Origin of the sequence: Mycobacterium heidelbergense, assembly GCF_050205645.1 — a bacterium.
In the GTDB taxonomy this organism is placed as follows: Bacteria; Actinomycetota; Actinomycetes; order Mycobacteriales; family Mycobacteriaceae; genus Mycobacterium; species Mycobacterium heidelbergense_A.
The window spans coordinates 100721-125494 of record NZ_JBNMQT010000016.1; the positions used below are offsets into that span (position 1 = coordinate 100721).

Below are 24774 nucleotides of genomic sequence, written 5' to 3' on the forward strand. Positions count from 1 at the left end.
CAGCCGGCTCGAACCAGGGATCACCGTGGAACCAATCGCGACCTTAGAAGAACATCGTGGCAAGCATCGCCGAGTTCGAGTTGGTCGCCAACCCGCCCGCAATCGCGATGATCGCGTAAATGATGCCCACGACAACACCAATGACGGCCGACCAGATCACGAACTTTTTGGCACTGTCGGCGGCCGCCTGCGCCTCGGCATATTGGCCCTGCGCCCATAATCCGTTGACTTGGCTGGACTTGACGATTGCCACGATCCCCAGGGGAAGGCAGCAGAACAACGTCACCAAAATGGACCACACCAAGTAGTTGTTCGGCGCTTGCCCCGCGGGCGGCTGCTGCGGCGGGTAACCGGGAGGGGGAGGCGGCTGTGCAGTCATCGGGTCTCCAGTCAAGAGAAGTTAGCTGGCGTAAAGCGTGCTTACCATACCTGAGCGCCGCCCTTCGAGCAGCATGTCCGCGAAATTCCTAACTCAACGATTCTTCCCAAACGCGGTGGGAAAAATTGCCGGGTAGACGTTTCCTGTCGAACGCGGGCGAATCAGATCGAAATGGCTTGTCTACTGGGCGCTTTGAGCGCAGGCCGGTTTTCGGCACGGCACCGAGGCGCGCCTAGAATGATGCCCAAACAGACAATTTCCAACGGAATGTGTTGCATAGCCACGAGATAGCCTTACGATCCTTTTAGCTGAAGCGCTGTTTTCGGCGGACAACGCAAATACACTCCGGGACGTCAGCGCAGCCGCACCGTCGGTCCGGCGACCGTAAGGAGTCATCGAATGTCTCACCTCACCATCACGTTGCGAGCCGCGACGGCGGCAGCACTCGTGAGTAGCTCTGTCTGCCTTGGCACCGCCACCGCCGCCGCAGATCCCACCGACACGCTTGCCGGCCTGCTGTCCAAGGGCTACAACACCAGCAACTGCTCCTCGCAGTCGCCCCCGAGTGGCGTGTCGGCCGTGCTCCAGTGCGGCCAGAACAACGACCCCAGCGGGCCGGTGTTCGCCAAGTACCTGCTCTTCAACAACGCCAGCGACCTGGCCAGTTCGTTCACCAACAGCATCGGCTCCGACACGTTGGCCAATTGCGGGGACGCCAAATCGCCGACCGTGTGGCACCAGGGCAGCTCGACCGACTCGGCCGGGCAAGTGGCGTGCGGCACCTATCAGGGCCAGGCCGAGGTCATCTGGACCACGGATGCCAAGACCGTGATGAGCCTGATCCGCGGATCCAACGGTGACACCGCCGCCCTCTACCAGTGGTGGCGAGCCAACGGCTGAACGGTTGCACCGCACCGCATTCCGGCGTGGCGGCCCGAGACATCCTCGCATTACTCGGTTTTCCCCTCAAACAAAGGAGTGCAGAATTGTCCCCCCTCACCAACACGCTGCGGGCGGCGACGGCCGTAGCGCTGATCGGCGGTTGCGCCATCGCCGGTACCGCCACCGCAGCGGCAGCCCCCGTCGACACGCTCACCAGCGCACTGTCGAAGGGCTACACCAGCAGCAACTGCTCGCCACAGCAGGTCTCCGACGTGCAGGGCTCGTTTTCCGCCCCGGTGGTAGCGGTGCTGCAGTGCGGACAGAACGCCGACTCCAGCGGTCCGATGGGCGGCAAGTATTTCCTGTTTGGCAGCAGCGCCGACACGGCCAGCTCGTTCACCAAACTGATCAGTAGCGACACCCTTGCCAACTGCGGGGACGCCAAGTCGCCGACCACATGGCACCAGGGCAACTCCGACTCGGCCGGACAGGTGGCGTGCGGAACGGATTCGGGCCAGGCCGAGGTGCTTTGGACCGTCGACTCCAAGAACGTCCTGGCGTTCATCCGCGCGTCCAACGGTGACACGGCGGCCCTGTACAAGTGGTGGCAGGCCAACGGCTAAGCGTCACAACCGCGCTGATACCAGCTCCGCTACCGCACACATCCCCGCGCCGTTGGGATGCAGCGGGGCCGGTCGACCCGGCAGCGGCACACCGTAGCGCGCCGGCAGGGTTGTCCACGGCTCGGCCGACCACGCGTGGTGTTGCCGGCTGGCGGCGGCGGCGCTGACGACCTCGCAGCCGGTCGCCGCGGCGGCCTCAGCAGTGAGTCGTTCGAGCGTCCCGGCGACGTGACGGCCGAGGTCGAATTCCGCGGGCGCGAGCGGCGGGGCCGGTGCGTCCGCGGGCAGGATCGTCAGATAGTCGACGAAGTAGATCCGGGCGCGCGGCGCGCGCTCGCGCAGCGCGCGCCCGACCGCGCACAAGGAATCGAACACCTCGGCAAGGGCGCGATCGCGCGTGTCACGGTCCAGCAGTTCGGATATGCGCCCGCCGAGCAGCGGCAGGCGTCGCGCCCAGTGTGGCAGTGCGGCGGCCATCAGCAGCGGGACGTAGCCGACGTCGTTGCCACCGATGGTGACCGTGACCAGGCTCTCCGAGCCGTCCAGCGCGGCGATCTGCGGCGGCTGACCGTGTTGGTGGTCGACCAGCAGGTGGGCGGTGGTCGCGCCGGAGAAGGTGACGTCGACCAGGTCGAGTTTCAGCCGTTCGGCGAGCAGATGCGGGTAATTGCGGGCCGATCGGCCCGACCACCGGGGCGCGCCCGCGGCGCGCGGCAAGATACCGGGACCGGCCGCCATCGAGCTGCCGAGCGCCACATAGCGTGTCATCGTTGCGGGCTGGATGCCTGCGCCCAGAACCGCTTTGGGATCCTCCCGGCGCGCCGCGCCAGGTAACCGGCGGTGACGGCGCCGGCCATCGCCGCGGCCATCGCGGCCGGGTCGGCGGCCCGGGTTACCGCGGTGGCCAACAGCACGGCGTCGCAACCCAATTCCATCGCCAGCGCGGCGTCGCTGGCGGTACCGATGCCGGCGTCGAGCACCACCGGAACGCCGGCGCTGGCCACGATCATCTCGATGTTGTGCGGGTTGGTGATGCCGAGGCCGGTGCCGATCGGCGAGCCCAGCGGCATCACCGCGGCGCAGCCGGTGTCCTCCAGCCGGCGGGCCAGCGCCGGGTCGTCGTTGGTGTAGGGCAGCACGACGAACCCATCGTCCACCAATTGCTCTGCTGCCCTGACCAATTCGATCCCGTCGGGCAGTAGCGTCCGTTCGTCGGCGATCACCTCGAGCTTGATCCAATTGGTGCTCAGCGCCTCGCGGGCCAGTTGCGCGGTGAGCACCGCCTCGGCCGCGCTGCGGCACCCCGCGGTATTGGGCAGCGGCGTGATGCCGAGCCGGTTCAGCAGATCCAGCAGCCCGGTGCCACCCTCGGCGTCGACGCGGCGCATGGCGACCGTGGTCAGCTCGGTGCCCGACGCGATCAGCGCCTCCTCCAGCACCGCCAGGTTCGTCGCTCCCCCGGTACCCATGATCAGCCGCGACGCGAAGCTGCGGTCCGCGATCGTCAGCTTGGAATCAGCCACCCTGCACCGCCGTCACCACCTCGAGTCGGACCGGCTCGGAAAGCTCGGAAAGCCTTGTCGTCCAGCGTGATCGCGGCAGCAAGGACAAGTCCATGGCCACCGCGATGCCCCGGTCCGGGAAACCCAGCGACTCCAGCAGCGCCGCGACCGTGGTCCGCTCGTCGACCTCGACCCGTTTGTCGTTGACCATGACGATCATCGGTGGGCCCCCACCGGAACGAGTTGACAGACAATCTGTTCGGCAGTCCACGGGGCCAGCAGGAACCCCGCTCGCCCGTGGCCCGCGGCGACCAGGCTGCGCGCGTCCAGGCGTTGCACGAGGGGCAGATTGTCCGGTGTCATCGGGCGCAATCCGGCGGCGCACTCGGCGAGCTCGTACTCGCCCAGTGCCGGCACCACCGCGCACGCGTCGTCGAGGAGGTCACGCACCCCGGACACCGCCGGGGCGGTGTCACGGCCATGCTCATACTGGGTGGCGCCGACGACGACGCCGTCCGCACGCGGAACCAGGTAGACCTGCCGGCCGTGCACGCGCGCGCGAATCACCCTGCCCAGCAATGGCATACAGCCTTTTCGCCAGCGCAGCCGCAGCACCTCGCCCTTCACCGGGCGCACCGGCAGGCCGGGCCACAGCGCGGGAGCGTCGATCCCGTTGGCGATCACTACGGCGTCACCCTCGACACCGGCCAGCTCGCGCACCGGCGGCGCCCACTGCACGCCGAGACGCTCGCAGTCCAGTGATAGCGCGTCGAGCAGCACCCGGTTGTCCACCGCGAGTTCGGTCGGCGCCCGAAAGCCGTGTCGAATGCCTTGTGCCAGCAGCGGTTCGACGTCGCGGGCGGCCGACTCCCAGATCACCGGGTGCCCCTGCGCGGACAGCCATTCCGCGACCGTGCGCAGGTCCGCGACGTCGGCCTGGTCGACGGCCACCACCAACGACTCGCGCGCGGTGATCACCTCCGGTGGCAGCCCGTCGGTAAACCCACCCTCGCGCCACAGCCGCAGCGACTCCAGGCCAAGCCGCAACAGCCGCTCTTCCCCTGGCCAGCCTTCGCTGTGCGGGGCCAGCATGCCCGCGGCGACCCACGACGCGCCGGCCCGCCCGGTGCGGTGCACGCGCACCGACCATCCGGCCCGGGCAGCCGCGCGCGCGACGGATAATCCGATGACGCCGCCGCCTACCACGGCTAGTGAGCCGGCCATCGGCATCCTCCGCTCCCTTCGCCGGCATGACCCGGATCAGGTTCGACGGTAAGGGCGGGCGCGCCCACTCTCAGTCCCCGCTCGCCGGGACTCCCGTGCTCTTCTTCTTGTCCTACGCTAGCGCGCTAGCGTCGCGGTGTGCACGAACGTCTCATGCGGCTGGCCGCGGCCCGGCTGTACCTGTGCACGGACGCCCGGCGGGAGCGCGGCGACCTGGCCCAATTCGCCGACGCCGTGTTGGCCGGCGGGGTCGACATCATCCAGCTCCGGGACAAGGGCTCAGCGGGCGAACGGCGGTTCGGACCGCTCGAGGCGCGCGACGAGCTGGCGGCGTGCGAGATCCTCGCGGACGCCGCGCGCCGGCACGGGGCGCTGTTCGCGGTCAACGACCGGGCCGATATCGCCCACGCAGCCGGCGCGGACGCCCTGCATCTGGGACAGGGTGACCTGCCGCTCGATGTGGCGCGGGAGATCGCCGGGCCGGCGACGCTGCTCGGGCTGTCCACCCACGACACCGGCCAGGTCGGCGCCGCTGTTGCTGGTTCGGGGGCCGGCGCGCCCGACTACTTCTGCGTCGGCCCCTGCTGGCCCACGCCGACCAAGCCGGGTCGCGCGGCGCCCGGCCTGCGGCTGGTGCGCGCCGCCGCCGAACTGGGTTCCGACAAGCCGTGGTTCGCGATCGGCGGCATCGACGCCCAGCGGCTGCCCGAGGTGCTCGAGGCGGGAGCCCGCCGGGTCGTGGTGGTGCGGGCGATCACCGCGGCCGAGGATCCGGGGGCCGCGGCGCAGCGGCTCAAGTCAGCGCTTGCAGCAGCGAGCTGATCTGCGGGCTCAGCGGCGAAGCTTCCTGATTCGCGTCGCCCGGCATGCACCAGACGAACACCCCGGCCTCGATCTCCAACGTTCGCGGCAGGCGCTGCCGCCGTTCGTCGGCATGGCCCAGCGGCACCAGGGCCGGGGCGGTGCGCAGCCGTTGCCAGCTCGCGGCGAAGCCGGGGTGCAGCGGCAGGTCGGCGACCTCGTCCTCGCCGACCCAGCGCAGCTCGGCGCTTTCGCGGTTGGGCACGGTGTGCAGCAGCTCGCCGGCGTCGGCGACGACCGTGGTGTAGCTCCAGCGCGCACCGCCGTGCCCGGAGACCTCGGCGGTGACCACGGTCGCCCGCACGGCCAGCAGCTCGGCGAGGAGCCCCGCCTCCTCGCGCGCTTCGCGGACCGCCGTCTCCTCCGGGGACTCGTGACTGTCGCGGGCGCCGCCCGGTAACCCCCAGGTGCCGCCCTGGTGGCTCCACACGGCGCGATGCTGGAGCAGCACCGCCGGGGTGCCGTCGGGTCGCGGGGCTCGCAGCAACAGACCGGCCGCGCCGTAGCGGCCCCAATAGTGGACGCCGCCGTCGGATATCACCCATCCGTCACCGTCGCCCTGCACGAGTTCAGGATATGCAGGTCTGCGACGCCCGGGCCCAATTGCCTCCGCCTCCCCCCACACGCCGGAACATTCTCTTAGAATTCGCTTAAAGGTTCGTGCAGCGACTTTTTCGAGGCCGAAAGGTGAGGTCTGAACAGACGTGACGGTTGAGCTGGCGCACCCGTCGACCGAGCCGCTGGGGTCGCGGTCGCCGGCCGAACCGGCTCATCCACGCTGGTGGTTCATCTCGACGACGCCGGGCCGCATCTTGACCATCGGGATCGTGCTGGCGGCGCTCGGCGTCTCCAGCGCCTTTGCCACCTCGACGACCATCAATCACCGGCAGCAGGTGCTGACCACGGTGCTCAACCACACCGAGCCGCTCTCGTTCGCCGCCGGTCGGCTGTACACCACGCTGTCGGTGGCCGACGCCGCGGCGGCGACCGCGTTCATCGCCCAGGCCGAGCCGCGCCCGGTCCGGCAGCGCTACGAGCAGGCCATCACCGACGCCGCGTCGGCCGTGACCCGGGCGTCAAGCGGGCTGACCGACGAGCCGCTGGTGCAATTGCTGGGAAAGATCAACGCCGAACTGGCCGTGTACACCGGCCTGATCGAGATCGCGCGAACCAACAACCGAGCGGGCAACCCGGTCGGTTCGTCGTATCTGTCGGAGGCATCGGGACTGATGCAGTCGACGATCCTGCCCGACGCGGCGCAGCTCTACCAGGCCACGGCCGACCGGGTCGATACGGAAACCACCGCGTCGACCCACTTCCCGGCTCCGGTGATCCTGGTCGTCGCCACGACGGTGGTTTTCGGCGCGTTCTCCCATCGCTGGCTGGCCCGGCGGACCCGGCGCCGAATCAACCCGGGGCTGGTGGTCGGCGCGCTCGGTATCCTCGTCATGGTGGTGTGGGTCGGAACTGCGCTGACAATCTCGACGACTGCGAGTCGCAGCGCAAAAGACACTGCGGCGGAGTCACTCAAGACGGTGACCAATGTCGCGATCACCGCTCAGCAAGCGCGAGCTGACGAGACGCTGTCGCTGATCCGGCGCGGCGACGAGGACCGGCGCAAGCAGTCGTTCTATGAGCGGATCGACTCCATGCACGCCCAGCTCGAGCAGTACATGTCGCGCAGCGACGCCGTCGACAAGCCCGACCTGCAGGGCGCCGATCAGCTGCTGGTCCGCTGGCGGCAGGCCAACGACCGGATCAACTCCTACATCTCGGTGGGCAACTACCGGGCCGCCACCCAGGTCGCGCTCGGCAGCGGCGAGGACGACTCCACCCCCGCCTTCGACAAGCTCGAAGACCAGCTGGGCAAGGCCATGGAGCAAAGCCGCATCCACCTGCGCAACGACGTCCTCAGCGCGCGCGGCGGGCTGTCGGGCGCCCAGGTCGGCGGCGTGGTGCTCAGCCTGGGCGCCGCCATCGCGGTCGCGCTGGGCCTGTGGCCCCGGCTGAAAGAGTATCGATAATGGTCCGTCCGGCCCGGGTTCGACGGGTGTGCGGCGCACTCGCCGCCGCGGTCGTCCTGGCGGGTTGCAGCCACACCGAATCGCTGACCGTGGCCACGGTGCCGACGCTGCCGCCACCCTCGCCGGTCGGCATGGACCAGCTGCCGCCGGAGCCCCCGCTGCCGCAGGGTGACTCCGCCCAGGACTGCAACGCGACCGCAAGCCTTCGTCCCTTCGCCACCAAGCCCGAAGCCGACGCCGCGGTGGCCGACATCCGCGCCCGCGGCAGGCTGATCGTCGGGCTCGACATCGGCAGCAACCTGTTCAGCTTCCGCGACCCGATCACCGGAGAGATCAGCGGTTTCGACGTCGACATCGCCGGCGAGATCGCACGCGACATCTTCGGCGCCCCGTCACATGTCGAGTACCGGATCCTGTCGTCCGACGAGCGCGTCACCGCGCTGCAGCAATCCGAGGTCGACGTCGTCGTCAAGACCATGACCATCACCTGCGAGCGGCGCAAGCTGGTGAACTTCTCGACCGTCTACCTCGACGCCAACCAGCGCATCCTCGCCCCGCGTGACTCGCCGATCGCCAGGGCGGCCGACCTGTCCGGCAAGCGGGTCTGCGTGGCGAGGGGCACGACGTCGCTGCAGCGGATTCGGGAGATCGTGCCACCGCCGGTCGTCGTGTCGGTGGTGAACTGGGCCGACTGCCTCGTGGCAATGCAGCAGCGGGAGATCGACGCCGTCAGCACCGACGACTCGATCCTGGCCGGATTGGTCGAAGAGGACCCCTACTTGCACATCGTCGGACCGAACCTGGCCACCCAGCCCTACGGCATTGGGATCAACCTGAACAACACGGGGCTGGTTCGCTTCGTCAACGGCACGCTGGAACGGATCCGCCGGGACGGCACGTGGAACACGTTGTACCGCAAGTGGTTGACGGTGCTGGGCCCGGCGCCCGCCCCGCCCGCGCCGAGGTATGTGGACTGATGGCCGAGCCGATGAAGAAAGAGGACAAGAACCCCGAGGCTCGCGAACCGGCCGACCAACCGGACGAGGACGTCAGTCCCGCCACGCAGCCGCCGGACACCTCGACCGGTGGGATGGCGACGGGGCGGCTGCAGGCCACCCAGGCGCTTTTCCGTCCCGATTTCGACGACGATGACGACGACTTCCCGCTCATCCACGGTGTCGACACCGAACCGCAGGAGCGGAAAGTAGCGACACGGGTTCTTCCGCCGACCAGGCAGCTCGGCGGCGGGCTGGTCGAAATCCCCCGGGTCCGCGACATCGATCCGCTCGAAGCCCTGATGACCAACCCGGTGGTGCCGGAATCGAAGCGGTTCTGCTGGAACTGCGGAAAGCCCGTCGGCCGGTCCGGGGAAGAGGGCAAGGGGGCGTCGGAGGGCTGGTGCCCATCCTGCGGCAGCCCGTATACGTTCCTGCCCCAGCTGAATCCCGGCGACACCGTCGCCGGCCAGTACGAGGTCAAGGGCTGCATCGCGCACGGCGGGCTGGGCTGGGTATATCTGGCGGTCGACCACAACGTCAACGACCGGCCAGTGGTGCTCAAAGGCCTGGTGCACTCCGGAGATGCCGAGGCGCAGGCGATCGCGATGGCCGAACGGCAGTTCCTCGCCGAGGTGGTTCACCCCCAGATCGTGCAGATCTTCAACTTCGTCGAACACACCGACCGGCACGGCGATCCGGTCGGCTACATCGTCATGGAGTACATCGGCGGGCAGTCGCTCAAGCGCGGCCTCAAGGACGGCAAGGTCGACAAACTGCCGGTCGCCGAGGCCGTCGCCTACCTGCTGGAAATCCTGCCCGCGCTGAGCTATCTGCATTCCATCGGCTTGGTCTACAACGACCTGAAGCCCGAGAACATCATGCTCACCGAGGAGCAGCTCAAGTTGATCGACTTGGGCGCGGTGTCGCGGATCAATTCGTTCGGCTACCTCTACGGCACACCGGGCTTCCAGGCGCCGGAAATCGTGCGGACCGGTCCCACGGTCGCCACCGACATCTACACGGTGGGGCGGACATTGGCGGCGTTGACCCTGAACCTGCGCACCCGCAACGGCCGCTATGTCGACGGGCTGCCCGAGGACGACCCGGTGTTGGGCACCTACGACTCGTTCGGCCGGCTGCTGCGCCGCGCCACCGACCCGGACCCGCGGCGCCGGTTTTCCACCGCCGACGAGATGTCCGCACAGTTGATGGGCGTGCTGCGGGAGGTGGTCGCGCAGGACACCGGGGTGCCGCGGCCCGGGCTGTCGACGATCTTTTCCCCCAGCCGCTCGACGTTCGGGGTGGACCTGCTGGTCGCGCACACCGACGTGTACCTGGACGGCCAGGTGCATTCCGAGAGGCTGACCGCCCGGGAGATCGTGACGGCCCTGCCGGTGCCGCTGGTCGATCCGACGGACGTCGCCGCGTCGGTGCTGCAGGCGACGGTGCTGTCCCAGCCCGTGCAGACGTTGGATTCGCTGCGCGCCGCCCGCCACGGCTCGCTGGACGCCGAGGGTGCCGACGTGTCCGAGTCGGTGGAGTTGCCGCTGATGGAAGTCCGGGCGCTGCTGGACCTCGGCGACGTGGCCAAGGCCACGCGCAAGATCGACGACCTGGCCGAGCGCGTCGGCTGGCGCTGGCGGCTGGTCTGGTACCGGGCCGTCTCGGAGCTGCTCACCGGCGACTACGACTCCGCCATCAAACATTTCACCGAGGTGCTGGACACCTTCCCCGGCGAGCTGGCGCCCAAACTGGCGCTCGCCGCCACCGCCGAGCTGGCCGGCAGCACCGACGAGCACATGTACTACGAAACGGTGTGGAAGACGAACGACGGCGTGATCTCCGCCGCCTTCGGTCTGGCCCGGGCCCTTTCCGCCGAGGGTGATCGGGCCGCCGCGGTGCGCACCCTCGACGAAGTCCCGGCCACCTCTCGGCACTTCACGACCGCGCGCCTGACGAGTGCGGTCACGCTGATGTCCGGCCGCTCGACGAACGAAATCACCGAGGAGCAGATCCGCGACGCCGCCCGGCGGGTGGAGGCGCTACCACCCACCGAACCGCGGGTGCTGCAGATCCGCGCCCTCGTTCTGGGCGGCGCGATGGACTGGCTCGAGGACAACGACGCCAGCACCAACCACATCCTCGGATTCCCGTTCACCGAACACGGCCTGCGGCTGGGCGTCGAGGCGTCGCTGCGCGCCCTGGCCCGCGTCGCGCCCAACCAGCGGCACCGCTACACGTTGGTGGACATGGCCAACAAGGTGCGGCCGACGAGCACCTTCTGATTTTGCTTTTGGTCTCGCGCCGTCGAGTGTGCGTCCTGGGCGGCCTGAGCGCACCCTCAAAGCCCTTGGCGCACACTCGATGCGGCCAGCGCGGATTTGACTCGTCGGATCGTGGCGGCGGGGCCGTCCTCCGCGACGACCCGGACGATGATCCAGCCCATCCGCTCCAGCATCTCTTGCCGCCGAATGTCCTTGACGTACTGCCGGCGGTCGCTGCGGTGTTGGTCGCCGTCGTACTCGACGGCGACCATGCGGTCTTCCCAGCCCATGTCGAGGTAGGCGACCGGAATGCCGTCGACGCCCAACACGGGTATCTGGGTCTGCGGCCTCGGCAGGCCCGCATCGATGAGGAGCAGCCGCAGGTAGGTCTCCCGCGGCGACTGCGAGCCCGCGTCGATCAGCTCCAGCGCGGCATGCAGTCGCCGAATTCCAGGCGAGCCCGAATGGCCTGCGGCGATTCGCAAAAACGTCGTCGACCTTGAAATCCGTCGCGTGTGCCAGCGTGTCCAGCCGCGCAACGGCCGAATGAACGGCCCCGCGCCGGCCGATGTCGAAGGCGGTCCGCTCGGCCGTGGTGACGGCGCGGCCGTCGATAATCTGCGTCTCGCCGTCGAGCAACGCGTCGCGCCGCGTCAGCACGCCGCGAGGTGCGCGGGGATTGGCATGGATCAGCTCGACCGGAACGTCGTCGGGAATCCATTCGGCGCCATGCAATCTGGCGGCGGCGGCTCCCGCGATGGTCGCGCGGCGGCCCGACCATAGCCACGCCGCGGCGATACGCCGTTCGAGCGAGGCCTCTGCATCCCGCGAAAGATAGACATTCGGAAACAGTGCGCGGTAGTAGCTGCGCAGTTGATGGCGGGTCACCTCGCCCAGCTTCAGTGCGTCGCTACCGATGAACGGTTCTCCCAGGTGCCGCATGGCGCGACACTTGCATAACATGGCCAACCGCGACTTCGTCTATGCACAAGGCCCATCGAGTGTGCATCGTTGGCGGCGTGCTCGCACACTCAGAGCCCTCAACGCACACTCGACAAAAACTTAACTCCCTCGGCCCAGCAGGCTGACGCAGTCGCGGGCGATCGCGAGCTCTTCGTCGGTCGGGACCACCAGCACGGTGATCGGCGAGCCGTCGGCGGAAATCTGTCGCGCACCCTTGCCGGCGCCGAGGTTGCGCGCCTGGTCGAGCACGATGCCCAGCTCCTCCATGCCGGCCACGGCGTCGCGACGGACCGCCGGATCGTTCTCGCCGATTCCGGCGGTGAAGCTGATCACGTCGGTGTGGCCCAGCACCGCCAGGTAGGCGCCGATGTACTTGCGCAGCCGGTGAATGAACACGCTGTAACCCAATTGTGCTGCGCTGTCCCCTGATTCGATCATCGCCCGCAGCTTGCGGAAGTCACGCTCGCCGGCCAGGCCCCAGACACCTGACCGGTGGTTGAGCATCGACTCGATCTCGTCCACACCCATCTTCGCGGTCCGCCATAGGTAGCCGATCACGCCCGGGTCGATGTCGCCGCTGCGGGTGCCCATCACCAGACCCTCCAGCGGGGTCAGGCCCATCGAGGTGTCGATGGGCCGGTTGCCGGCGATCGCCGAGGCCGAGGCGCCGTTTCCCAGATGCAGCACGATCTGCTTCAGGCCGCCGCGCGGTCGGCCCAGAAACGCGGCGGCCTGCTCGCTGACATACCGGTGCGACGTGCCGTGAAATCCGTAGCGGCGGATCTGCCACCGCTCGGCCAGGTCACGGTCGATGGCGTAGGTCGCGGCCGCGGGCGGCAGGTCGTGGAAGAACGCGGTGTCGAACACCGCGACGTGCGGAACCCCGGGTAGCAGCTTTCGCGCCACCTTGATTCCCTGCACCGCGGGCGGATTGTGCAACGGGGCAAGCTCCGATAGCCCGTCGAGGTCGGCGAGAACCGCGTCGTCAACCAACGTCGGAGCATGAAACTTGTTGCCTCCGTGCACAACCCGATGCCCGACGGCCAAAAGGCCGCACGACTTCAGGTCTATCCCACCCTCGGCCAGGTGCTCGAACGCCAGGCGCAACGCCTCCTCATGGTCGCCGACCCGAGACGACGGCTCGCCGATGCTCTCGACGTTGCCGGTCGCGCGGGCCGTGCCGGAATCGGGGTCGACCAGCTGGTATTTCAGCGACGACGAACCGGAGTTGATCACCAGGACAGCGCTATCGGCCATCGTGCACGCCCTGCGCCTGAATCGCGGTGATGGCAATGGTATTGACGATGTCTTCGACCAGCGCACCCCGGGACAAGTCGTTCACCGGCTTGCGTAGGCCTTGCAGTACCGGCCCGATCGCGATCGCCCCGGCGCTGCGCTGCACGGCCTTGTAGGTGTTGTTGCCGGTATTGAGGTCGGGAAAGATCAGCACCGTGGCGTGACCGGCGACCGGCGAGTCGCGCAGCTTGGTGGCTGCGACCGAGGGTTCGATCGCGGCGTCGTACTGGATGGGCCCCTCGACCGGCAGCTGCGGGTCCCGCGCACGCACTAATTCCGTTGCCGCCCTGACCTTGTCGACGTCGACGCCGGTGCCCGAATCGCCGGTGGAATAGGACAGCATGGCCACTTTCGGCTCGATGCCGAACTGGGCGGCGGTGCGCGCCGAGCTGATCGCGATGTCGGCGAGCTGTTCGGGTGTGGGATCCGGGACGATCGCGCAGTCACCGTAGGCCAGCACCCGATCGGGCAGGCACATCAGGAAGATGCTCGACACCGTGGAGACGTCCGGAGCGGTCCTGATGATCTCGAACGCCGGGCGAACGGTGTGCGCCGTGGTGTGGGCGGCACCGGACACCATGCCGTCCACCATGCCGTTGTACACCAGCATGACGCCAAAATACGAAACGTCGTGCATCATCTCGTGCGCCTGCTCGACGGTGATGCCCTTCGCCTTGCGTAACTCGGCGTACTGTTCGGCGAACCGGTTTCGCAGGTCCTCGTCGTCGGGGTCGACGATCTTTGCCGCGCTCAGTTCGACCCCGAGTTCCGCCGAGCGCAACCGGATTCGGGCCTCGTCACCCAAGATGGTGAGGTCGGCGATGCAGCGCTTGAGCACGCGACCGGCGGCCTTGAGGATCCGGTCGTCGTCGCCCTCGGGCAAGACGATGCGCTTGCGATCCGAGCGCGCCTGCTGCGACAGCCGGTGGGTGAACATCTGCGGGGTGGTCACCGTCGGGATCGCAATGGCAAGCTGCGCCAGCAGATCCGCGATATCGACGTGGCGCTCCATCAGCTCCACGGCCGTGTCGATCTTGCGCTGCGACGTCGCGGTGACCCGGCCGCGCGCCGAGGCGACCGCGTTGGCCGTGTCGTAGGTGCCCAGCTCGGTGGCGATGATGGGTAGCCGCAGCCGCAGGCCCGACACCAGCGCCGAGATCGACGGATGCAGGTCGAATCCGCCGTTGAGGATCAGGCAGCACAGCGACGGAAAGCCTTCGGCCGCATGGGCGCTCGCGACCGCCAGCACGACGTCGGAGCGGTCGCCGGGGGTGATCACCGCCGTGGCGTCGCGGAGCCGTTCCAGCACGTGGTCCGCCGTCATCCCGGCCACCAGCACGTTCATCGCTTCGCGTCCCACCAGCTCGGCGTCTCCGCTGACCAGCGTCCCGCCCACCGCTTGCTGCAATTCGGCGACCGTCGGCGCCGACAGCAGCGGATCGTCCGGCACCACATAACTGGGCGGGACGAAAGAGCGCAGCGCTTCCGCGACGGCGCGCAGCTCCGTGGGCTCGCAGCGGTTGGCGACGACCGCGGCGGTGTGGGCGCGCTGCGCCAGCAGCTCGGCGAGGCACACGGTGACGACACTGGCGACTTCGGTTGGGCTGCGGCCCTTTCCGCTCACCGCCAGCAGCACCGGTGCGCCGAGGTTGACCGCGATCCGGGCGTTGGCCGAAAGCTCGGCGGGGCTCGCGACGTCGGTGTAGTCGCTGCCGACGATCACCACCGCGTCGCACGCCTGCGCCATCGCGTGATAGGCGTCGACGATGGTGGCGATCGCGGCGTCGGTGTCGGCGTGCAGCTGCTGGTACGTGACGCCGACGCACCGCTCGTAGGGCAGCCCCGCGGTAGAGCGTGTCAGCAGCAATTCCAGGATGTAGTCCCGATCGCCGTCGTGGCGGGCAATCGGCCGGAACACACCGACTTTGGCGACGGTCGCGGTCAGTCGGTTGAGCAACCCCAGCGCGATAGTCGACTTGCCGGTCTCGGGCTCGGGCGCCGCGATGTAGATCGCGGAGGTTTCAGCCAAGTCGCCGCAACCTGGGCGCCAGGTCCTTTTCGAAGAGCTCCAGGAATCGGCGCTGGTCGTGTCCGGGCGCGTGGAACACCAGGTGGTTGAGGCCCCACTGCACGTACTGGCCGACCTTTTCGACGGCCTCGTCGGGGTCCGACGCCACGATCCAGCGTTTGGTGATCTGCTCGATGGGCAGCGCGTCGGCGGCCTTCTCCATCTCGATCGGATCGTCGATGCTGTGCTTCTGCTCGGCGGTCAGCGACAGTGGCGCCCAGAACCGGGTGTTCTCCCGGGCCAGTTCGGGGTCGGTGTCGTAGGAGATCTTGATCTCGATCATCCGGTCGATGTCGTCGGGGTTTTTGCCCGCGGCTTCGGCGCCCTCGCGCATCGCGGGGATCAGCTTGTCCTTGTAGAGCTCTTCGCCCTTGCCGGAGGTGCAGATGAACCCGTCGCCGGCCCGCCCGGCGTACTTGGCCACCTGCGGTCCGCCCGCGGCGATGTAGATCGGGATACCGCCCTCGGGCACGTCGTAGATCGAGGCGCCCTTGGTCTTGTAGAACTCGCCCTCGAAGTCCACGCGGTCGCCGAGCCACAGTTCGCGCATCAGCCGCACCGACTCGCGCAGCCGCGCGTAGCGCTCCTTGAACTCCGGCCATTCGCCTTCGTATCCGGTGGCGATCTCGTTGAGGGCCTCGCCGGTGCCGACCCCGAGGAAGATGCGGTTCGGGTACAGGCAGCCCATCGTGGCGAAGGCCTGGGCGATGACGGCGGGGTTGTATCGGAAGGTCGGAGTGAGCACCGACGTGCCCAGGACGAGCCGTTCGGTGCGTTCACCGACGGCGGTCATCCACGCCAGCGAGAACGGGGCATGCCCGCCCTTGTGCCGCCACGGCTGGAAGTGATCACTGACGGTGGCGCTGTCCATGCCGTGCGCTTCGGCGGCGACGGCCAGTTCGACGAGCTCGCGCGGTGCGAATTGTTCAGCGGAGGCTTTGTATCCAAGTTTCAGTTCGGCCACCAGTTATTTCTACTCCTCCAGCCGCTCCTAAACTCGGGGGGCATGGGACCGGCACCGAACCTTGTCCAGGTCACCGACACCGTGTACCTCGCCCAGGGCCCGGCCGTTAACTGGACGGTGGTCGTCGACGGGACCGGCGTCATGTTGATCGACGCCGGCTATCCCGGCGACCGGGAGGCTGTGCTGGCCTCGCTTCGGCAGCTGGGCTACGGCGCGGGCGACGTTCGGGCCATCCTGCTGACGCATGCGCACATCGACCACCTGGGCTCGGCCATCTGGTTCGCCAGCGAGCACGGCACGCCGGTGTACTGCCACGCCGACGAAGTGGGCCACGCCAAGCGGGAGTACCTGGAGCAGGTGTCGATTCTCGATGTCGCCCTGCGCATTTGGCGGCCGCGGTGGGCGGTCTGGGGCCTCCACGTGGTCCGCAGTGGCGGCCTGGTCCGCGACGGCATCCCGAGCGCGCAGCCGCTGACCGCCGAGACGGCCGCCGGCCTGCCCGGTCACCCGATGGCCATTTCCACGCCCGGGCACACCAGCGGGCATTGCTCGTACGTCGTCGACGGCGTGCTGGCCAGCGGCGACGCGCTGATCACCGGCCACCCGTTGCTGCGCCACAGCGGGCCGCAGCTGCTGCCGGCGGTGTTCAGCCACAGCCAACAGAATTGCCTGCGCAGCCTGAGCGCGCTCGCCCTGCTGGACACCGAGGTGCTGCTGCCGGGTCACGGCAATGTGTGGCGCGGCTCCATCCGCGAGGCGACCGATCGGGCACTCGCGCTGGCGCAATGAAAGGAGGGGCATGTCAAACAACGAAAGTTTTCAGCAATCCGCCGAACGGATCTATCACGACTGGGACGAGGCGCTCAGCAACGACGACGTCGAGGCGCTACTTGCGCTCTACGCTCCCGACGCGGTCTTGGAGAGCCCGGCGGTTCCGCTGACGATGGGCACCGAAAGCGGGATATGCCGCGGACACGACGAGTTGCGGCCGCTGCTCGAACGGGTCGCCGCACGAAAGCCGCCGTTGCGCACCTACTACCGCACCGGCTTTCTCACCGATGGCAGCCGAACAATGATCTTCGAGTACCCGCGCGCCACACCCGACGGCGAGCAGATGGACTTCGTCGAGGTCATGGAGATCGCCGACGGCCTGATCCAGCGCCACTGCGTCTACTGGGGTTGGCGCGGCGTCAAGGTCATCCAGGACGACGCGTATCACAAGTAAGCCCAAGGTGGTCGCGCAGCGTTTCGCCGCTGTACTCGGTGCGAAACGCGCCGCGCTCCTGCAAGAGCGGCACCACGCGATCGACGAACTCGTCCAAACCGTGTGGTGTCAGATGGGGCACCAGGATGAACCCGTCGCAGGCGTCGGACTGGATGTACAGGTCGATCTCGTCGGCGATTCGAGAGGGGGTGCCGACGAACTGCTGCCGACTGGTGACGGCGATGACGAGCTCGCGGATCGACAGGTTGTCGGCTGCAGCGCGCTCGCGGTAGCGGCGGGCCACCGCCACCGGGTCACCGTGGCGCACCCGCCCCTGGGTGATGTCGCTGTCGACGACCGGATCGAACTCGGGTAGCGGGCCGTCCGGGTCGTGGTCGGAGAGCTCGCGGCCCCACACCTGCTCGAGCATCGCGATTGCCGTCGCGCCGCTGACCTGCTGATAGCGGATGTGGCGGGCCTTCTCCTCGGCCTCGGCGTCAGTGTCGCCGATGACGAACGTCGCCGCAGGAAAAACCTTGAGCCGGTTGGGGTCTCGGCCGTAGGACGTGGCCCGGCCCTTGACGTCGGCGTAGTAGCGCTGCCCGTTTTCCAGCGACGAATGCAGGGTGAACAGGGCGTCGGCGTGCCGGGCGCCGAATGCGCGCCCGTCGTCGGAGTCGCCGGCCTGCAGCAGGATCGGATGGCCCTGCGGACCGGCGGGCAGCGTCGCGAAACCGCGCACATCGAACTGCGGACCGAAGTGCTCGACGCTGTGCATCCGGTCCGGGTCGACGTAGCTCCCGGCCCGCACGTCGGCCAGCACCGCATGGGCTTCCCAGCTGTCCCAGAACCGACGGGCGACGGTAAGGAATTCCTCGGCGCGCGCATAGCGGTCGGCGTGGTCGAGAAATCCGCCGCGCCGGAAGTTCGCGCCGGTGAAGGCGTCCGACGACGTGACGATGTTCCATCCGGCGCGGCCGCCGGACAGGTGATCGAGGGTCGCGAATTGCCTTGCCACTTCGAATGGTTCGTTGAAGGTGGTGTTGATCGTCCCGGTCAGCCCGATCCGGTCGGTGACGCCCGCCAGGGCCGCCAGCACGGTGAAGGTGTCCGGCCGGCCCACCACGTCCAGGTCGTAGATCCGGCCGCGGTGCTCGCGCAGCCGCAGCCCCTCGGCCAGGAAGAAGAAGTCGAACAACCCGCGCTCGGCGGTGCGGGCCAGGTGCACGAACGAGTCGAATTCGATCTGGCTGCCCGCGTTGGGATCGGTCCACACGGTGGTGTTGTTGACCCCGGGGAAGTGGGCCGCCAGGTGAATGGGCTTGCGCTGCTTGCCCTCCCGAACACTCATTCGGCCAGGCCCCACCGTTTGGCGATGAGCTCGTGGGAACGCAGGCGGTCGGTGTGCCGGTGGGTCACCGAAGTGATGACGAGTTCGTCGGCGTCGGTGGCCCGTTGCAGGGTGTGCAGGCGCTCGGCGACTTCGTCCGGATTGCCCACGAATTGCGTTGCTATCCGGTCCTTTACCACGGCCAGTTGTTCGTCGGTCAGCGGCGGGCAGTGGTCGGGTTCGGGGTATGGGATGGCCCCGCCCCCGGCCCGAATGGAGTACACCCATTGGCCGTAGCTGGATGCCAGGTGTTTGGCGGTGGCGCTGTCGTCGGCCACCACGATGTCGGCCGACACCACGACATAGGGCCGCGACAATGCCGCCGACGGCACGAAGGCGTCCCGGTAGGCGCCGATCGCGTCCAGCGCGGTGGCAGGGGTGATGTGGTAGCTAGCGACGAACGGAAGGCCCAGCGCGCCGGCCACCTTGGCGCTGCGTCCCCTGCTGCTGCCGAAGATCCACGGCGTGAGCGCCGCGCCCTCCCCGGGCACCGCGTGCAGGTCGAAGCCGTCGACCTCATAGGTGCCCGCGAGCATCGCGATGATGTCGCCGAGTTGCTCTTCGAAGTCGGGCGCGACCGCCTCGGGCTGCTGCAGGACCGACATGCTCGCCTTCACCCGGCCGCTGCCCAGCAACCCCCGCAGGTCGAACGGCGGCGGTATCACTACCCCGTCGACCTCGCGCCATTCGCGCGACGGTTCCGGCCTCGGGGGTCGCGGCCCTTTGGGCTTCGATATTCGTCGCTGCGCCGAGCGGCCCAAGCCGAGATCGATGCGGCCCGGATAGAACGCGTCCAGCATGCCGAAGCTCTCGACCACCGCGGCGGCCGTGGTGTGGCTGAGCTGCACCGCGCCCGATCCGACGCGGATCGTGTTGGTAGCGGCCGCGATTTGTCCGATCAGCACGGCCGGTGCGGCACTGGCGACGGCGACGAAATGATGTTCGGCGATCCAGAAGCGGCGATAACCCCACTCCTCCGCGCGCTGGGCCAGCTCGATGGTGTTGCGCAACGCCGTCGCGACGTCGCCGCCTTCGCTGACCGGCGCGAGGTCCAGGATCGAGATCGGAACCCCGCTCATCGGTTGACCGCCGTGTACCGGTTTACGGCGACCGGCAGGCCGAGCCGGGCGCGCAGCGTCTCGCCGTCCCGATAGCCGCCGCGGAACCGTCCGGCCCGCTGCAGCAGCGGCACCACTTCGTCGACGATCACCGGGAGGTCGGTGGCGTTGACGGCCGGCCGTAACCGCGCGCCGTCGATGCCCAGCCGCTGCCACTCCACCAGCAGGTCCACCAATTCCGTTGCGCTGCCGACGAAGACGAGCGCGTCGGATCGGAAGTCCCCGTTGCCGTCGAAGGACACCACCACGTCGGCGAACACCTTCAGCTCGGTGCCGCCCGCCGCGCGCACCTCGCCAAGGATACCGCGGACCGACGCCTCGTCGGTCGGCGTGATGAAGACGAGATCGGCGGTGGCGGCGGCGAATTCGTAGACCGGGCCGGCGTGCGCGAGGGCGGCCACCACCGGCTGACCCTGCGGCGGGCGCGGGGTGATCGAGGGCCCCTTGACGGAGAAGTGCTTGCCGGCGAAGTCGATGTAGTGCAGTTTGTCCGTGTCGACGTAGCGCCCGGTGGCCACGTCCCGGATGATCGCGTCGTCCTCCCAGCTGTCCCACAACCGGCGCACCACGTCGACATACTCGGCGGCCTCTTCAAAGAGAGGCGACGTCGGAATCTGGGCGGCATCCCGCCGGCCGAACAGCGCGGCCTCGTGTGTGGTGACACTCACCCGCGGTTGCCAGCCGGCCCGGCCGCGCGACACAAAGTCAAGGGTCGCAATGGCTTTGGAGATGTGGAACGGCTCGGTGTGGGTCACCGTGGCCACCGGGATCAGCCCGATGTGGCGCGTCGCCGGCGCGATGCGGGCCGCGATCAACACGGCGTCGCCGCGGCCGGCCAGACGATCGGGATGGATGCGCTCGCCCCGTCCGATTTGCGGCATCAACGTGTCGTCGATGGTGAGGAAGTCGAGCAGCCCGCGCTCGGCCGTGGCCGCCAGGTGAGACCAGTAGCCGCCGCTGAGCACCGATGGCATGTCGGGGTTGGACGCCAGCGTGGCCCGCCAGGCCTGCGGGTGCCAGCCGTACCCGTCCAGTGCGAGCGCGAGATGCAACGGAGTGGTCATGCGGGTCCCCCCGCGAGGATTTTCTCGAACGCGATGGGATGAAACGGTCCCCAGGACGGCATCGGCTCGGCTTCCACCCGTGTGTACCCGGTCGCGTCGTACAGCGCCTCGGCCTCGGGCTGGCGATTGCCGGTGATCAGATACAGCCGCCGGTAGCCGCGCGTCGCGGTCTCCGCCTCCAGCGCCGCCAGCAACGCCTTCGCGTACCCGCAGCGACGATGCGCGCGGTCGGTCCAGATCCGCTTGAGTTCGGCGGTCTCGTCGTCGAAACGCCGGAACGCGCCGCCCGTCACCGGCACGCCGTCCAGCACGCCAATCAGCAGGCCGCCGTCCGGCGCCGCCAGTTCGGCGGGCGGCACGGGCAGCCAGGCCAGGTGCGCGCTCGGTGTACCGCCGTATCGCTGCGCGTATTCGACGGCCAGCTCGGCGAGCAGCGGCTGCGCCAGGGGGTCATCCTGGGCGGCCGCTACGAACCGGAGTTGGGAACTGGGCATCACCTAACTGTCTAACGCCTGCTATGTGGATGCATTCCGGCCAGGGCTCAACCGCGCGCCCGGGACCGGGTGGCGGTGACGTATCGCGGGGTGATCGCGTCGTCTTCCGGGCCGCCGCGCCATCGGCTGGCCATTCCGATCGCGCCGAATAAATCCGCGACCTTCCGCTCGACCGTTTGCCAGCCGCGGGACGCCAGATACTGGGGGACATAGCGGTATTCGCCCGGGTACGTCAGCGCGGCAAGATCGACGTCCAGGCCGTGTTGGCGCCAGATGTCGATGAACGCCCGCCCCCCCTCCAGCTGCGACGGGGTCCAGGTGGGCATGTGGTCGGCGGCCAGCCGGCTACCGGCGGCGCTCGCCGAGCTGAGAGTTTCCAGTAACCGATTCTGCGCGTCGGGCGGCAGGTATCCCACGAGCAGATTCTCGGCAACCCACACGGTGCGCTGCTCGGCGTCAAACCCCACGCGTCGCAGCCCGTCCAGCCAATCCTGACGGAGATCGAGGCCGATCGCGCGGCGGTTCGCGGTCAGTTCGGCGCCCAGCCCGCGCAGTACCTCCGTCTTGAAGGCCACCACTTCGGGCTGGTCGATTTCATACACCGTCGTCCCCTGGGGCCACCACAGCCGATAGGGCCGGGTGTCCATGCCCGACCCCAGGATCACCACCTGCCGGATGCCCGCCCTCCCGGCGTCCGCGAGGTAGTCGTCCACGAATCGTGCATGTGCCGCAAGGAGATTGATGAGCGCGGTCACGACGGGCGAGCCGCCGGCGTCATCCGCGTACCGCTGATCCTCGATCAGGCGGGTGAAGTAATCCACGCCCGCGGCGCGGACCAACGGCTCGGCGAACGGGTCGTTGAGCAGTCCCCTGTTGGTGCCCACCGCCCTCGCGACCGCGCCGAACGTCGCGGTGGTACCCACGCCGGTGGCCGGGTCCCAGGTGTCGTCGTCTGTCCGCGTCATCGTCTGTCGACGCCGTGCCGCGCCGTCAGCCCGACGGCGGCGCGCCAACCGAGCAGCAGGACCGCGGTGACCGATGCCGCGACCAGCACGAAACTCGCCGCCACCCCAGCCGAGCTGGCCTTGCGCAGCAGCATGCCAACCGCCACCGTGCACAGCCAGACGACCACCCCGGTGGGCACCACGGCCGTCGGGCGCTGCCAGGCCCGGGACAGCAGCCACCCGATCACGGTTCCGGTGAGAAACGGCCATGCCGTCGTCGCGACGCCGGCGATGTCGAGTCCTTCGTCGTGGCTGCGGCGGCCGACGGCGTAGAACACCAGCACGCCGATGACGTCGACGCTCAGCCACGCCAGCCGTTGCATGCAGCGAGACTACCGGGCGCGGCGACCGTCTTGCGCATCGTGGCAGGCTGGGGCCATGAGCACCGATGCGCTTCCCGCCTTCGACCGATACGACCCGCTCGGCCTCGACGCATCCCTGTCGAGCGACGAGATCGCGGTGCGCGACACCACCAGGAAGTTCTGTGCCGAACACGTCCTCCCCTACGTGGCGGAGTGGTTCGAGATCGGCGACCTGCCGGTCCGCGAGCTCGCCAAGCAGTTCGGCCAGCTCGGGCTGCTCGGCATGCACCTGCACGGCTACGGCTGCGGCGGAGCGTCGGCGGTGCATTACGGCCTGGCCTGTACCGAGCTGGAGGCCGCCGACTCCGGCATTCGGTCGATGGTCTCGGTGCAGGGATCGCTGGCGATGTTCGCGATCTGGAACTTCGGCTCGGAGGAACAGAAGCAGCAGTGGCTCCCCGGAATGGCCGCGGGCGAGCTGCTCGGCTGCTTCGGGTTGACCGAGCCCGACGTCGGGTCCGATCCCGCCGCGATGAAAACCACTGCGCGGCGCGATGGTTCGGACTGGGTGCTCAACGGGCGCAAGCTGTGGATCACCAACGGCTCGGTCGCCGACGTCGCGGTCGTGTGGGCCGCCACCGACGACGGGATCCGCGGGTTCATCGTGCCCACCAAGACCCCCGGCTTCGCCGCGAACACGATTCACCACAAGCTGTCGCTGCGGGCATCGATCACCAGCGAACTGGTGCTCGACGACGTGCGGCTGCCCGCCGACGCGACGCTGCCCGAGGCGAAGGGGCTGCGGGGGCCGCTGTCCTGCCTGTCCGAAGCGCGCTACGGGATCATCTGGGGGTCGATGGGAGCGGCCCGGGCGGCCTGGCAATCCGCGCTGGACTATGCCACGCAGCGCACCCAATTCGGCCGTCCGATCGCCGGATTCCAGTTGACCCAGGCGAAACTCGTCGACATGGCCGTCGAACTGCACAAGGGCCAGCTGCTGTCGCTGCACCTCGGCCGCCTCAAGGACAGCGTCGGGCTGCGTCCAGAACAGGTCAGCTTCGGCAAGCTGAACAACACCCGTGAGGCGCTCAAAATCTGCCGGGATGCGCGAACGATATTGGGCGGCAACGGGATATCGCTGGAGTACCCCGTGATCCGGCACATGGTCAACCTGGAGTCGGTGCTGACTTACGAGGGCACCCCCGAGATGCACCAGCTGGTGCTCGGCCAGGCGTTCACCGGCAGCGACGCCTTCCGCTGATGGCGGCCGGTCGGTAGCCTCGGAAACTATGGCGCTTCGCATTGGCGCGGCCATAGCGGCGGGTGTGCTGTCGCTGAGTGCTGTGGCCGGGATACCCACGGCGACCGCCGATGTCACGCTGCCCGCGATGACATCCGGCGGGGGCGGAGCGATCATCGGCGGCGGTAACAACCCCGGGATCTCGCAGCAGCTGACGAGCCTGGGGAATCCGAATGTCCAAGAGGTCGACGGCTCGGACGCGGCTCAGTTCATCACGGCTGCCGCCGCGGTGAGCAATGCGCAGCTCGCCGCGCCCTTCGGGTTGCTGCGCCGGGCGCTGGCATGCCAGACCAACAACGCCGGATTCGGGGCGCGTGCCTACCGACGCAACGACGGCCTGTGGGGAGGCGCGATGCTGGTCGCCGCGAAGAGCTCCGTCGGCAACGTCGATGCCCTCGCGAGCTGCGCCAAAACGAATTGGCGCAGGCCCACGACCGGCAACCAGACGTCGATGTGCGACAACGGCTGGACCACCCCCAACTCCTTCGAAAGTCGGGGCGGCGAAGCCTATTACATCTTGCTCGCCGGTACGGCGGACGACTTCTGCAGCCAGCTCAACGGCAAATACAAGACGAACGCCGGCGCCTGGCCGTTCTAAACGTCATATGCGCCCGGGCATACCGCCCATTTCCGGCGGCATGTCGATCCGAGGGGGCGACGGCGGAAGCGGCGGCGGCTCCTCGATCGGCGGGGGCGGCGGCGGAGCCATCGGCGGCGGCGGTGGAGCCATCGGCGGCGGTGGTGGAGCCATCGGCGGCGACGGTGGAAGGAAAGGGCTTCCCACACAGGCCGCATTGCCGGGCGCGGCGGCGCATTGCGGATCAAGTGGGCCAGTGGGAGGTCCGGGAGG

General features: G+C 68.6%; 25 protein-coding genes, 2 pseudogenes and 1 riboswitch. Of the genes and pseudogenes, 11 read left to right on the forward strand and 16 right to left on the reverse strand.

Features of this window, described 5'->3' with window-relative positions; all coding sequences use genetic code 11:
• Window positions 1–43 precede the first annotated feature (43 nt).
• On the reverse strand, window positions 44–379 hold the full coding sequence (locus ACQI5H_RS18455) for a CD225/dispanin family protein (RefSeq protein ID WP_427080763.1): 336 nt from the start codon (window positions 377–379) through the stop codon (window positions 44–46).
• Between the two features lie 399 nt (window positions 380–778).
• Between ACQI5H_RS18455 and ACQI5H_RS18460 the strand changes: the two genes are divergently transcribed.
• Together ACQI5H_RS18460 and ACQI5H_RS18465 are read left to right on the forward strand one after the other, a co-directional pair.
• Window positions 779–1279, forward strand: coding sequence for a serine/threonine protein kinase (locus ACQI5H_RS18460; protein ID WP_427080764.1), 501 nt, complete (start codon window positions 779–781; stop codon window positions 1277–1279).
• Between the two features lie 86 nt (window positions 1280–1365).
• Entirely contained in the window at window positions 1366–1884 is a 519-nt protein-coding gene (locus ACQI5H_RS18465; protein ID WP_427080765.1) for a serine/threonine protein kinase, read from the forward strand.
• A 3-nt stretch (window positions 1885–1887) separates the two neighbouring features.
• On the opposite strand, the gene ACQI5H_RS18470 is transcribed toward ACQI5H_RS18465, so the two are convergent.
• From ACQI5H_RS18470 to thiO, 4 genes are all read right to left on the reverse strand, one after another.
• A complete protein-coding gene (locus tag ACQI5H_RS18470; RefSeq protein WP_427080766.1) occupies window positions 1888–2652 on the reverse strand; it encodes an SGNH/GDSL hydrolase family protein in 765 nt (254 codons plus the stop codon).
• Window positions 2649–3407 (reverse strand): thiazole synthase, encoded by a 759-nt coding sequence (locus ACQI5H_RS18475; RefSeq protein WP_427080767.1) that lies wholly within the window; start codon window positions 3405–3407, stop codon window positions 2649–2651. The genes ACQI5H_RS18470 and ACQI5H_RS18475 overlap by 4 nt, the downstream gene beginning before the upstream one ends.
• Complete coding sequence (gene thiS / locus ACQI5H_RS18480) at window positions 3400–3606, reverse strand: sulfur carrier protein ThiS (protein ID WP_427080768.1); 207 nt, start codon at window positions 3604–3606, stop codon at window positions 3400–3402. Before thiS ends, ACQI5H_RS18475 begins: the two co-directional genes overlap by 8 nt.
• Entirely contained in the window at window positions 3603–4616 is a 1014-nt protein-coding gene (thiO, locus tag ACQI5H_RS18485) for a glycine oxidase ThiO (protein ID WP_427080769.1), read from the reverse strand. Before thiO ends, thiS begins: the two co-directional genes overlap by 4 nt.
• Window positions 4607–4717: riboswitch (TPP riboswitch) on the reverse strand. Its footprint overlaps the gene before it by 10 nt.
• A gap of 31 nt (window positions 4718–4748) precedes the next feature.
• On the opposite strand from thiO, the gene thiE reads away from it, so the two are divergent.
• Window positions 4749–5432, forward strand: coding sequence for a thiamine phosphate synthase (thiE, locus tag ACQI5H_RS18490; RefSeq protein ID WP_427080770.1), 684 nt, complete (start codon window positions 4749–4751; stop codon window positions 5430–5432).
• Here thiE and ACQI5H_RS18495 read toward each other — a convergent pair.
• Window positions 5404–6036 carry an NUDIX hydrolase gene (locus ACQI5H_RS18495; RefSeq protein WP_427080771.1) on the reverse strand — a complete coding sequence of 211 codons (633 nt, stop codon included), beginning with the start codon at window positions 6034–6036 and terminating at the stop codon, window positions 5404–5406. The genes thiE and ACQI5H_RS18495 overlap by 29 nt on opposite strands.
• Window positions 6037–6175: 139 nt before the next feature.
• On the opposite strand from ACQI5H_RS18495, the gene glnX reads away from it, so the two are divergent.
• From glnX to ACQI5H_RS18510, 3 genes are read left to right on the forward strand one after another with little or no spacing between them, the layout of a single operon-like run.
• Complete coding sequence (gene glnX / locus ACQI5H_RS18500) at window positions 6176–7495, forward strand: protein kinase G-activating protein GlnX (RefSeq protein ID WP_427080772.1); 1320 nt, start codon at window positions 6176–6178, stop codon at window positions 7493–7495.
• On the forward strand, window positions 7495–8472 hold the full coding sequence (locus ACQI5H_RS18505) for a glutamate ABC transporter substrate-binding protein (protein WP_427080773.1): 978 nt from the start codon (window positions 7495–7497) through the stop codon (window positions 8470–8472). Before glnX ends, ACQI5H_RS18505 begins: the two co-directional genes overlap by 1 nt.
• 11 nt (window positions 8473–8483) lie before the next feature.
• The gene (locus ACQI5H_RS18510; RefSeq protein WP_427080794.1) at window positions 8484–10778 is read left to right on the forward strand and encodes a serine/threonine-protein kinase PknG; all 2295 of its coding nucleotides are present in this window, start codon (window positions 8484–8486) and stop codon (window positions 10776–10778) included.
• 56 nt (window positions 10779–10834) lie between these two features.
• Here the strand turns inward: ACQI5H_RS18510 and ACQI5H_RS18515 are convergent.
• The 4 genes and pseudogenes from ACQI5H_RS18515 to fgd form a co-directional block, all read right to left on the reverse strand.
• Window positions 10835–11699, reverse strand: a pseudogene (locus ACQI5H_RS18515) (endonuclease domain-containing protein).
• A 120-nt stretch (window positions 11700–11819) separates the two neighbouring features.
• Window positions 11820–12977, reverse strand: coding sequence for an acetate kinase (locus ACQI5H_RS18520; RefSeq protein ID WP_427080774.1), 1158 nt, complete (start codon window positions 12975–12977; stop codon window positions 11820–11822).
• Window positions 12967–15045: a phosphate acetyltransferase gene (gene pta / locus ACQI5H_RS18525; protein ID WP_427080775.1), complete on the reverse strand. Its 2079-nt coding sequence runs from the start codon at window positions 15043–15045 to the stop codon at window positions 12967–12969. The genes ACQI5H_RS18520 and pta overlap by 11 nt, the downstream gene beginning before the upstream one ends.
• Window positions 15038–16048, reverse strand: a complete 1011-nt coding sequence (gene fgd / locus ACQI5H_RS18530; RefSeq protein ID WP_427080776.1) for a glucose-6-phosphate dehydrogenase (coenzyme-F420) — start codon at window positions 16046–16048, stop codon at window positions 15038–15040. Before fgd ends, pta begins: the two co-directional genes overlap by 8 nt.
• A 42-nt stretch (window positions 16049–16090) precedes the next feature.
• Here fgd and ACQI5H_RS18535 point away from each other — a divergent pair, with 42 nt between their 5' ends.
• A complete protein-coding gene (locus ACQI5H_RS18535) occupies window positions 16091–16837 on the forward strand; it encodes an MBL fold metallo-hydrolase (protein ID WP_427080777.1) in 747 nt (248 codons plus the stop codon).
• A gap of 10 nt (window positions 16838–16847) precedes the next feature.
• The gene (locus ACQI5H_RS18540) at window positions 16848–17273 is read left to right on the forward strand and encodes a nuclear transport factor 2 family protein (protein WP_076123595.1); all 426 of its coding nucleotides are present in this window, start codon (window positions 16848–16850) and stop codon (window positions 17271–17273) included.
• Here the strand turns inward: ACQI5H_RS18540 and ACQI5H_RS18545 are convergent.
• Genes ACQI5H_RS18545 through ACQI5H_RS18570 form a run of 6 tightly spaced genes read right to left on the reverse strand, consistent with a single transcriptional unit; the run spans window position 17245 to window position 22645 of the window.
• On the reverse strand, window positions 17245–18603 hold the full coding sequence (locus ACQI5H_RS18545) for an NtaA/DmoA family FMN-dependent monooxygenase (RefSeq protein WP_427080778.1): 1359 nt from the start codon (window positions 18601–18603) through the stop codon (window positions 17245–17247). The two genes, ACQI5H_RS18540 and ACQI5H_RS18545, sit on opposite strands and share 29 nt — an antisense overlap.
• Window positions 18600–19721 carry an LLM class flavin-dependent oxidoreductase gene (locus tag ACQI5H_RS18550; protein WP_427080779.1) on the reverse strand — a complete coding sequence of 374 codons (1122 nt, stop codon included), beginning with the start codon at window positions 19719–19721 and terminating at the stop codon, window positions 18600–18602. The genes ACQI5H_RS18545 and ACQI5H_RS18550 overlap by 4 nt, the downstream gene beginning before the upstream one ends.
• A complete protein-coding gene (locus tag ACQI5H_RS18555; RefSeq protein WP_427080780.1) occupies window positions 19718–20824 on the reverse strand; it encodes an LLM class flavin-dependent oxidoreductase in 1107 nt (368 codons plus the stop codon). The genes ACQI5H_RS18550 and ACQI5H_RS18555 overlap by 4 nt, the downstream gene beginning before the upstream one ends.
• Window positions 20821–21318, reverse strand: coding sequence for a GNAT family N-acetyltransferase (locus tag ACQI5H_RS18560; protein WP_427080781.1), 498 nt, complete (start codon window positions 21316–21318; stop codon window positions 20821–20823). The genes ACQI5H_RS18555 and ACQI5H_RS18560 overlap by 4 nt, the downstream gene beginning before the upstream one ends.
• Window positions 21319–21365: 47 nt before the next feature.
• Window positions 21366–22283: a class I SAM-dependent methyltransferase gene (locus ACQI5H_RS18565; protein WP_427080782.1), complete on the reverse strand. Its 918-nt coding sequence runs from the start codon at window positions 22281–22283 to the stop codon at window positions 21366–21368.
• Window positions 22280–22645: a DUF3054 domain-containing protein gene (locus tag ACQI5H_RS18570; protein WP_427080783.1), complete on the reverse strand. Its 366-nt coding sequence runs from the start codon at window positions 22643–22645 to the stop codon at window positions 22280–22282. Before ACQI5H_RS18570 ends, ACQI5H_RS18565 begins: the two co-directional genes overlap by 4 nt.
• A 55-nt stretch (window positions 22646–22700) precedes the next feature.
• Here ACQI5H_RS18570 and ACQI5H_RS18575 point away from each other — a divergent pair, with 55 nt between their 5' ends.
• The 3 genes and pseudogenes from ACQI5H_RS18575 to ACQI5H_RS18585 all read left to right on the forward strand — a co-directional run.
• Window positions 22701–23885 (forward strand): acyl-CoA dehydrogenase family protein, encoded by a 1185-nt coding sequence (locus ACQI5H_RS18575; RefSeq protein ID WP_427080784.1) that lies wholly within the window; start codon window positions 22701–22703, stop codon window positions 23883–23885.
• A gap of 28 nt (window positions 23886–23913) precedes the next feature.
• Window positions 23914–24522: a hypothetical protein gene (locus ACQI5H_RS18580; RefSeq protein WP_427080785.1), complete on the forward strand. Its 609-nt coding sequence runs from the start codon at window positions 23914–23916 to the stop codon at window positions 24520–24522.
• Window positions 24523–24562: 40 nt separating this feature from the next.
• Window positions 24563–24774, forward strand: a pseudogene (locus ACQI5H_RS18585) (hypothetical protein); the annotation flags it as partial.

Coding starts and splice junctions, on each gene's coding strand:
- ACQI5H_RS18455 (WP_427080763.1), bottom strand. CDS start 379: ATGACTGCACAGCCGCCTCCCCCTCCCGGTTACCCGCCGCAGCAGCCG.
- ACQI5H_RS18460 (WP_427080764.1), top strand. CDS start 779: ATGTCTCACCTCACCATCACGTTGCGAGCCGCGACGGCGGCAGCACTC.
- ACQI5H_RS18470 (WP_427080766.1), bottom strand. CDS start 2,652: ATGACACGCTATGTGGCGCTCGGCAGCTCGATGGCGGCCGGTCCCGGT.
- thiS (WP_427080768.1), bottom strand. CDS start 3,606: ATGATCGTCATGGTCAACGACAAACGGGTCGAGGTCGACGAGCGGACC.
- thiO (WP_427080769.1), bottom strand. CDS start 4,616: ATGCCGATGGCCGGCTCACTAGCCGTGGTAGGCGGCGGCGTCATCGGA.
- ACQI5H_RS18505 (WP_427080773.1), top strand. CDS start 7,495: ATGGTCCGTCCGGCCCGGGTTCGACGGGTGTGCGGCGCACTCGCCGCC.
- ACQI5H_RS18510 (WP_427080794.1), top strand. CDS start 8,484: ATGAAGAAAGAGGACAAGAACCCCGAGGCTCGCGAACCGGCCGACCAA.
- ACQI5H_RS18520 (WP_427080774.1), bottom strand. CDS start 12,977: ATGGCCGATAGCGCTGTCCTGGTGATCAACTCCGGTTCGTCGTCGCTG.
- ACQI5H_RS18535 (WP_427080777.1), top strand. CDS start 16,091: ATGGGACCGGCACCGAACCTTGTCCAGGTCACCGACACCGTGTACCTC.
- ACQI5H_RS18540 (WP_076123595.1), top strand. CDS start 16,848: ATGTCAAACAACGAAAGTTTTCAGCAATCCGCCGAACGGATCTATCAC.
- ACQI5H_RS18545 (WP_427080778.1), bottom strand. CDS start 18,603: ATGAGTGTTCGGGAGGGCAAGCAGCGCAAGCCCATTCACCTGGCGGCC.
- ACQI5H_RS18550 (WP_427080779.1), bottom strand. CDS start 19,721: ATGAGCGGGGTTCCGATCTCGATCCTGGACCTCGCGCCGGTCAGCGAA.
- ACQI5H_RS18555 (WP_427080780.1), bottom strand. CDS start 20,824: ATGACCACTCCGTTGCATCTCGCGCTCGCACTGGACGGGTACGGCTGG.
- ACQI5H_RS18560 (WP_427080781.1), bottom strand. CDS start 21,318: ATGCCCAGTTCCCAACTCCGGTTCGTAGCGGCCGCCCAGGATGACCCC.
- ACQI5H_RS18565 (WP_427080782.1), bottom strand. CDS start 22,283: ATGACGCGGACAGACGACGACACCTGGGACCCGGCCACCGGCGTGGGT.
- ACQI5H_RS18570 (WP_427080783.1), bottom strand. CDS start 22,645: ATGCAACGGCTGGCGTGGCTGAGCGTCGACGTCATCGGCGTGCTGGTG.
- ACQI5H_RS18575 (WP_427080784.1), top strand. CDS start 22,701: ATGAGCACCGATGCGCTTCCCGCCTTCGACCGATACGACCCGCTCGGC.
- ACQI5H_RS18580 (WP_427080785.1), top strand. CDS start 23,914: ATGGCGCTTCGCATTGGCGCGGCCATAGCGGCGGGTGTGCTGTCGCTG.